The sequence below is a fragment of the Vibrio sp. 1078-1 genome, from assembly GCF_033340475.1.
Genome location: NZ_JAWOWM010000415.1, coordinates 1 through 668, shown reverse-complemented (window position 1 = coordinate 668; position 668 = coordinate 1). Strand labels below are relative to the sequence as shown.

At 46.7% G+C, this 668-nt stretch carries 1 protein-coding gene and 1 pseudogene; both read left to right on the top strand.

Annotation, left to right across the window (positions count from 1 at the left end; all coding sequences use genetic code 11):
- Positions 1-260, top strand: a pseudogene (locus R7190_RS27925) (type I secretion system permease/ATPase); the annotation flags it as partial.
- Positions 235-668 (top strand): biotin/lipoyl-binding protein (locus tag R7190_RS27920; RefSeq protein ID WP_203511108.1); only part of this gene is annotated, 434 nt, incomplete at its 3' end. The pseudogene R7190_RS27925 and the gene R7190_RS27920, both read left to right, overlap by 26 nt.

The window sequence follows — 668 nt, the reverse complement described above, 5'->3', positions numbered from 1 at the left end:
ATGAAGCAAACGCCAATCTAGACGGAGAAGGTGAGGCTGCGTATCAGCGTCTTATCGCTCATCTAAAATCTCAGGGCTCGACCATTGTGGTTATCGCCCATAATCCAAGCACATTGAGGCAAATGGATCGATTGCTGTATTTAGCTGATGGCCGCGCCAAACTTTATGGTGCTCGAGATGAAGTGTTGAAGCGTTTAATGGGCGAGGACAGAACGGATATTCCAAGGGTGAAAAATGAGCAATCAGCAGCCAGTCGTTAACGAACTTCCCGCGGAGAAAGTCTACCGTTTCAGTTCAGATGCTAACTTGAGTTTCAAAAAGCCAATTTTGCTCGGAGTTGCAACGTTAAGCTTTTTCCTAGGCGGTTTAGGATATTGGGCGGCTACCGCAAAGTTAGAGAGTGCTGCTATCGCTTATGGAGATTTGTCTGTTCTAACCAAGCGGCAAGAGATACAGCATTTAGAAGGCGGTATCATTGAAAAGCTGTATGTTCAAGAGGGCGATTTGGTAAAGAAAGGCCAGCCGCTTGTTCAATTATCGCAACGTCAGCCAATGGCCAAGTTAGATGCAGTTAGTGGTCAGTACATCCACACGCTAGCGAAGGAAAACCGGCTGAGTGCCGAATTGGATGAATTAGCGGATATTTCGTGGTCTGGTGATCTAGAAGC